Consider the following 7,330-nt stretch of genomic DNA (forward strand, 5'->3'; position numbering starts at 1 on the left):
CCCCTCCCCCCTCCCCCCCCCCCCCCCCCCCCCCCCCCCCCCCCCCCCCCCCCCCCCCCCGCGGCGGGCAAATGTTAGGGTCGCCCGGGCGGCGGGCCGCCCGGGGTGCGCGCGTCAGAACAGCGCTTCGTCGACTTCCATCATGGTCTTCGAACCGGCGCGCGCGGCGCGGATCGTCGACGCCGTCTCCGGCAGCAGGCGCGCGAAATAGAACCGCGCGGTCGCGAGCTTCGACTTGTAGAACGGATCGCCCGACGCTTCCTTGTCGAGCGCGATGCGCGCCATGCGCGCCCAGAAGTACGAGAACACCAGGTGGCCGACGGTGCGCAGGTACGGCACGGCGGCCGCGCCGACCTCGTCCGGGTTCTGCATCGCCTTCATGCCGATTTCCATCGTGAGCTTCTGGACCTTCTCGCCGATGTCCGCGAGCGGGTTGATGAACTCGGCCATTTCCGGCTTCACGCCTTCGGCTTCCGCGAATTCGGTGACGATCCTGCCGAATTTCTTGAGCTTCGCGCCCATGTCGCCGAGCACCTTGCGACCCAGCAGGTCGAGCGACTGCACCGAGTTCGTGCCTTCGTAGATCATGTTGATCCGCGCGTCGCGCACGTACTGCTCCATGCCCCACTCGGAGATGAAGCCGTGGCCGCCGTAGATCTGCATCGCGTGGTTCGTGCACTCGAACGCGTTGTCGGTCAGGAACGCCTTGATCACCGGCGTGAGCAGCGCGACCAGGTCGGCCGCTTCCTTGCGCACGGCTTCGTCGCCGTGCGACAGTTCCTTGTCGATCTGCAGCGCGGACCAGTACGTGAACGCGCGCGCGCCTTCCGCGTAGGCCTTCTGCGTGAGCAGCATGCGGCGCACGTCCGGGTGCACGATGATCGGGTCGGCCGGCTTGTCCGGCGCCTTCGGGCCCGTCAGCGAACGCATCTGCAGGCGTTCCTTCGCGTAGGTCAGCGAGTTCTGGTACGCGACTTCGGTCAGACCGAGGCCCTGCATGCCGACGCCGAGGCGCGCGGCATTCATCATCACGAACATCGCGTTGAGGCCCTTGTTCGGCTCGCCGACCAACCAACCGCTCGCACCGTCGAGGTTCATCACGCAGGTCGAGTTGCCGTGGATGCCCATCTTGTGCTCGATCGAGCCGCACTTGATGCCGTTGCGCGCGCCCGGCTCGCCCGACGCATCGGGGAGGAACTTCGGCACGATGAAGAGGGAGATCCCCTTGGTGCCCTGCGGCGCGTCCGGCAGGCGCGCGAGCACGAGGTGGACGATGTTCTTCGAGAGGTCGTGTTCGCCGCTCGAGATGAAAATCTTGGTGCCGGTGATCGCGTAGGAACCGTCGCTGTTCGGCTCGGCCTTGGTGCGCAGGATGCCGAGGTCGGTGCCGCAGTGCGGCTCGGTCAGGCACATCGTGCCCGTCCACTCGCCCGCGACCAGCTTCGGCAGGTAAACCTTCTGCAGTTCCGGCGCGCCGTGCGCGTGCAGGCACTCGTAGGCGCCGTGCGACAGGCCCGGATACATGGTCCACGCCTGGTTCGCCGAGTTCATCATCTCGTAGAGCGCGTTGTTCACGAACGCGGGCAGGCCCTGGCCGCCGTAGTCCGGATCGCAGCCGAGCGCGGGCCAGCCGGCCTCGACGTACTGCTGGTACGCCTCCTTGAAGCCCGTCGGCGTCTTGACCACGCCGTCGCCTTCATAGGTGCAGCCTTCACGATCGCCCACCTGGTTCAGCGGGAACAGCACCTCGGAGCAGAACTTGCCCGCTTCTTCGAGCACCTGGTTGATCGTGTCGGCGTCGAGGTCCGCGTGCTTGGGCATCTGCTTGACTTCGGCTTCGACGTTCAGCAGCTCGTGCATCACGAATTGCATGTCGCGCAACGGCGCGGCGTACTGTCCCATGACTCTCTCCAAAGATAGGGCAATGGCTCGAGCTTCCCGCGGGCTTCGACGCTCCGCTAACGGCTCTCGCTCTGATACGAAACGATCGTTTTTTCCAGCGCGGCCCAGGTCAGGCGCACCGCATCCGGCAGATGCAGGAAGCGGGCGTCGTGATGCAGGCCGAGCGTGAAACTGTACAACTCGAAGAGCATCAGGTTCGGATCGGTGTCCTCACGCAGATGCCCCTCCTCCTTCGCCTGCGCGATCGCCCGCAGCAACGCGGCGCGCCACGCGGTCACGCTCGCGTTCAGCTGCTCGCGCACGGTGCTGTCGGGACGGTCGTCGTACTCGACGGCCCCGCTGATGTAGATGCATCCCGTCGTCACCTCGTGGATGCGCTTCTCGATCCAGCGGGCCAGCATCGCGCGCAGGCGGGGCAAACCGCGCGGCTCGCGCAGGCTCGGAAAGAACACCTCGTTCTCGAAACGACGGTGATATTCGCGCACGACCTCGACCTGCAGGTCCTCGCGCGATCCGAAGTGCGCGAACACGCCGCTCTTGCTCATCTGCATCCGCTCGGCCAACAGGCCAATCGTCAGACCTTCCAGCCCGTCCCGGCTGGCAAGGTCCAAAGCTGCTTCGAGAATCGCGGCACGCGTTTGTTCGCCTTTTCGCATAGCTTGTCTGTGTAACCGTTCGGGGTCATCGGAAAAAATCGAACGGCCGTACTATTATTGGGCGCGACCGTCCGTGAAACAAGGAAATTATTAGAAATCGGTTTCTAACCGTGCCGCTATTGTTGCGGGTTCCGTGCCCCGCAGGAAGGGGTATCCACGGATCGCGCCACCTTGCGTGGCCTAGCGGCGGGGGGCGTGGCCTGCACCACCCGGATCAGGCGCCGCGCGACGACTTGCGGCGTGCGGCGGGCGCCGAGCGAGGGGCGCCCGCGTCAATCATACCCGCCTGTCGTGAGCAGCTTCATCGCCGCGCGATAGACAGTGTACGCGAGCCAGTTCAGGAAACGCTCGCCGAGCGGGCGCGCCGCGTAGCGCGCAGGGTCGATCTCGCGGCCGTCGGCGAACGCGGCCGCGATCGCGTCGCGCAGCTGCGCGGTTTCCACGTCGTGCCGCACCAGCACGACATTGGCCTCGTTGTTGAGCACGAGGCTCAGCGCATCGAGATTCGACGAGCCGACCGTGGCCCAGTTGTCGTCGATCACCGCCACCTTGCCGTGCAGCATCGTGCGGTCGTATTCAGCGACGCGCACGCCCGCGCGCAGCAGCGCGTGATAGAGGAACGGCACCGCGGTGTCGAGCGCCGCGAACTCCTTGCGGCCGACCAGCACCCGCACCTTGACGCCGCGCCGCGCGGCGCCCGTCAGCGCGCGCCGCAGCTTGCGGCCGGGCATGAAATATGGATTGGCGAGCAGTACTGACTGGCGCGCGCGCCCGATCGCGGCCAGGTAGGCTTTCTCGATCGCGCGCCGGTTCAGCAGGTTGTCGCGCGCGACGAACGCGACGCTCGGTTCCGTGACCACCCGCAGCGCACCCGCCTTCACCCAGCGGTGGCTGCGCATCCAGCGGCGGAACTTGGCGGGGAAATCGTCGCGGTAGGCGCGCTGGGGCGCGTACTGCGCGTAGCTCTTGTGACCCGCCGAGATCCGCTCCCACTGCACCTCGAACGCCGCGCGGATATCGATGACGGCCGGCCCCGCCAGCTCCACCGCGAAGTCCCAGCGCGGGTAGGCCAGGCGTTCGCCGTTTTGCGCGTAGTCGTCGACGAGGTTGATGCCGCCGCAGAACGCGTAGGCGTCGTCGATCACGGCCAGCTTGCGATGCGTGCGCGAAAAACCGAAGCGGCCGAACAGATAGGGGTTGTAGATGCGGTGCTCGACGCCTTCCGGGCCCCAGCCTTCGAACAGCGGCAGCCGCGCGGTGCCGATCCCGTCGGTAATCACGCGCACCCGCACGCCGCGGCGCGCGGCGCGCACCAGCGCATCGGACACCGGCCGGCCGGCCGCGTCATCGCAGAAGATATAGGTTTCGAGCATCACCTGCTCGCGCGCGCCGTCGATCCGCGCGATCAGGGCGGGGAAGAATGCGCGACCGCCGTCGCAGAGCCGCACCCGGTTGCCGGACGTGAAGGCGAGCCGCGACGCGGAACCGCGTTCCTGCAGGAACATCTGCCGGAGCAGGTCGAGCCGCGCGCGGCGCTCGCTCATGCGCGATGCGCCGCGAGACGCGCGGGCAGCTGCAGGATCGCCTCGGCGTTCGACGGCGAGAAGCAGCGCGCCGCCGCCTCGCGATACGGCAGCCACAGGCTGTCGGTGTGTTCGCGCGGCGCAAGCGTGACCGCAGCGCCCGCCGGCACTTCCAGGCTGAACCAGTGCTCGACGTTGCGCGTGACGCCCGGCGCGTAGCGGTGCAGGTACTGCGGATAGATCGTGTATTCGATCCGATGCCGCCAGTCGACGAGCGCCTCGGGCGGAATCCCCGGGCTGCCGACCACGAGCCCGGTCTCTTCGCCGACCTCGCGCGCGGCCGCGTGCGCGAGCGCTTCGTCCGGCCAGTCCTTCGAGCCCGTCACCGACTGCCAGAACCCGGGCTGGTCCGCACGCTTGAGGATCAGCACGTCGAGCGCGGCGGTATGGATTACGACCAGGACGGATTCGGGGATTTTCGGTGGCTTCGTCATCGGGAGGTCATGCGGCGCGGCGGCCGTACGGCAAGGCGGCGCGACCGCCGGGCCGCGAGGGTTCCGACGACTGTACCGCAAAAAACGAAAAAGGCGCATCGCGCGCCTTTCTCCTCGTCGAGCGGGCGCCTGGGCGCCCGCCTTCGTTCGTGGCCCGACTCAGGCCTTCGGCTGCTCCGGCTGGCGCAGGCGGATGTGCAGCTCGCGCAGCTGGCGCTCGTCGACCGGGCTCGGCGCCTGCGTGAGCAGACACTGCGCGCGTTGCGTCTTCGGGAACGCGATCACATCGCGGATCGAATCGGCGCCCGCCATCATCGTCACGATGCGGTCGAGGCCGAACGCGATCCCGCCGTGCGGCGGCGCGCCGTACTGCAGCGCGTCGAGCAGGAAGCCGAACTTCGCCTGCGCCTCCTCCGGCCCGATCTTGAGCGCGCGGAACACCTGGCTCTGCACTTCCTCGCGGTGGATACGCACCGAGCCGCCGCCGATTTCCCAGCCGTTCAGCACCATGTCGTAGGCCTTCGCGAGGCAGCGCGCCGGATCGGTCTCGAGGTATTCGAGGTGCTCGTCCTTCGGGCTCGTGAACGGGTGGTGCGCGGCCACGTAGCGCGCCTCTTCCTCGTCGTAGTCGAACATCGGGAAGTCGACGACCCACAGCGGCTTCCAGCCCGCCTCGACGAGGCCGTTCGCCTTGCCGAACTCCGAATGGCCGATCTTGAGGCGCAGCGCGCCGAGGCTGTCGTTGACGACCTTCGCGCGGTCGGCCGCGAAGAAGATGATGTCGCCGTCCTCGGCGGCGGTGCGCTCGAGGATCGCCGCGATCGACGCGTCGTGCAGGTTCTTCACGATCGGGCTCTGCAGGCCGTCGCGGCCCTTCGCCTTCTCGTTGACCTTGATCCACGCGAGGCCCTTCGCGCCGTAGATGCGCACGAATTCCGTATAGCCGTCGATGTCGCCGCGCGACAGCTCGGCGCCCTTCGGCACGCGCAGCGCCGCGACGCGGCCGTCCTTCGCGTTCGCCGGTGCGCTGAACACCTTGAAGTCGACGTCCTTCATCGCATCGGTCAGCTCGGTGAATTCGAGCTTCACGCGCAGGTCCGGCTTGTCCGAGCCGAAGCGCGCCATCGCTTCCGAATACGGCATGACCGGGAAGGTCGCGGCCAGCTCGACGTCGATCGTCGTCTTGAAGATGTGACGGATCATGTCCTCGAACAGGTCGCGGATCTCCTGTTCGCCCAGGAACGAGGTCTCGCAGTCGATCTGCGTGAACTCGGGCTGGCGGTCCGCGCGCAGGTCTTCGTCGCGGAAGCACTTGGTGATCTGGTAGTAGCGGTCGAAGTTCGCGACCATCAACAGCTGCTTGAACAGCTGCGGCGACTGCGGCAGCGCGAAGAACTGGCCGGCGTTCACGCGCGACGGCACCAGGTAGTCGCGCGCGCCTTCCGGCGTGCTCTTCGTCAGCATCGGCGTCTCGATGTCGATGAAGCCCTCGCCGTCGAGGTACTTGCGCGCCTCGATCGCGACGCGGTAGCGCAGGCGCAGGTTGTGCTGCATCTGCGGGCGGCGCAGGTCGAGCACACGGTGCGTGAGGCGGGTGGTTTCCGACAGGTTGTCGTCGTCGAGCTGGAACGGCGGCGTCACCGACGCGTTCAGCACGTTCAGCTCATGGCACAGCACCTCGATCTTGCCGCTCTTCAGGCCCGCGTTGGCGGTGCCTTCCGGGCGATTGCGCACGAGGCCCTTGATCTGCACGCAGAATTCGTTGCGCACGCCTTCCGCGGTCGCGAACATTTCCGCGCGGTCCGGGTCGCACACCACCTGCACGAGACCTTCCCGATCGCGCAGGTCGATGAAAATCACACCGCCGTGATCGCGGCGGCGCTGCACCCAGCCGCACAGCGACACGGTTTGGCCCAGCAGGTGTTCGGTCACGAGACCGCAGTATTCAGTTCGCATCGACATGATGTTAGCTTTCGTTCGGTTTGATCAATGGGCGGCGCTCGCGCGCCCCGGCATTACAGCGGCGGCTCGACGGGCCGGCGGGCGGGCGCGGCGACGGGCGCCGGGGGCGCCACCACGCCCATCGAGACGATGTACTTGAGCGCGGCGTCGACCGACATGTCCAGCTCGACGACCTCGCTCTTCGGCACCATCAGGAAGAAGCCGGAGGTCGGATTCGGCGTGGTCGGCACGTACACGCTCACGTACTCTTCCTTCAGGTGGTTGACCACGTCGCCGCCCGGCGCGCCGGTCAGAAACGCAATCGTATAGGAACCGCGGCGCGGATACTCGATCAGGAGCGCCTTGCGGAACGCATTGCCGCTGCTCGACAGCAGCGTGTCGGACACCTGCTTGACGCTCGTGTAGATCGGGCCCACCACCGGGATGTGCCGCACCACGACGTTCCACCAGGTGACGAGTTTCTGGCCGATGAAGTTCTGGGTCGCGAGGCCGACGATGAAGATGAAGGCGATCGTGAGCAGCGCGCCGATCCCCGGCAGGCGGAAACCGAGCAGTCGCTCCGGCCGCCACGACTCGGGCAGCAGCAGCAGGGTCTGGTCCATCGTGCCGATGATGAGCCCGAGCACCCACAGCGTGATCGCGAGGGGCACCAGGACCAGCAGGCCGGTCAGGAATACCGTTTTGAGGGTCGTCTTTTTCATCATCCGCCGTCAGAAAGCCGCGCCGGTCGGCGCGGGCGTTACGTGGTGCTGGCCGGCGCGCTCGCGGCGGGCGCAGGCGCAGGCGCGGACGC

At 67.3% G+C, this 7,330-nt stretch carries 6 protein-coding genes; all 6 read right to left on the reverse strand.

Annotated features, from left to right (window positions below; translation table 11 throughout):
* Positions 1 to 114: 114 nt before the first annotated feature.
* Positions 115 to 1,902, reverse strand: a complete 1,788-nt coding sequence (locus AC1RQF_RS32860; RefSeq protein WP_273999072.1) for an acyl-CoA dehydrogenase C-terminal domain-containing protein — start codon at positions 1,900 to 1,902, stop codon at positions 115 to 117.
* A 56-nt stretch (positions 1,903 to 1,958) separates the two neighbouring features.
* Positions 1,959 to 2,558, reverse strand: a complete 600-nt coding sequence (locus AC1RQF_RS32865) for a TetR/AcrR family transcriptional regulator (protein ID WP_273999073.1) — start codon at positions 2,556 to 2,558, stop codon at positions 1,959 to 1,961.
* 272 nt (positions 2,559 to 2,830) lie between these two features.
* On the reverse strand, positions 2,831 to 4,102 hold the full coding sequence (clsB, locus tag AC1RQF_RS32870) for a cardiolipin synthase ClsB (RefSeq protein ID WP_492874281.1): 1,272 nt from the start codon (positions 4,100 to 4,102) through the stop codon (positions 2,831 to 2,833).
* Positions 4,099 to 4,575, reverse strand: a complete 477-nt coding sequence (nudB, locus tag AC1RQF_RS32875; RefSeq protein WP_273999075.1) for a dihydroneopterin triphosphate diphosphatase — start codon at positions 4,573 to 4,575, stop codon at positions 4,099 to 4,101. Before nudB ends, clsB begins: the two co-directional genes overlap by 4 nt.
* A gap of 159 nt (positions 4,576 to 4,734) precedes the next feature.
* Positions 4,735 to 6,537 (reverse strand): aspartate--tRNA ligase, encoded by a 1,803-nt coding sequence (aspS, locus tag AC1RQF_RS32880; protein ID WP_273999076.1) that lies wholly within the window; start codon positions 6,535 to 6,537, stop codon positions 4,735 to 4,737.
* A 53-nt stretch (positions 6,538 to 6,590) separates the two neighbouring features.
* Positions 6,591 to 7,241 carry a DUF502 domain-containing protein gene (locus AC1RQF_RS32885; RefSeq protein ID WP_273999077.1) on the reverse strand — a complete coding sequence of 217 codons (651 nt, stop codon included), beginning with the start codon at positions 7,239 to 7,241 and terminating at the stop codon, positions 6,591 to 6,593.
* Between the last annotated feature and the right edge of the window lie 89 nt (positions 7,242 to 7,330).

Source organism: Burkholderia sp. GW821-FHT14F03, assembly GCF_058803765.1.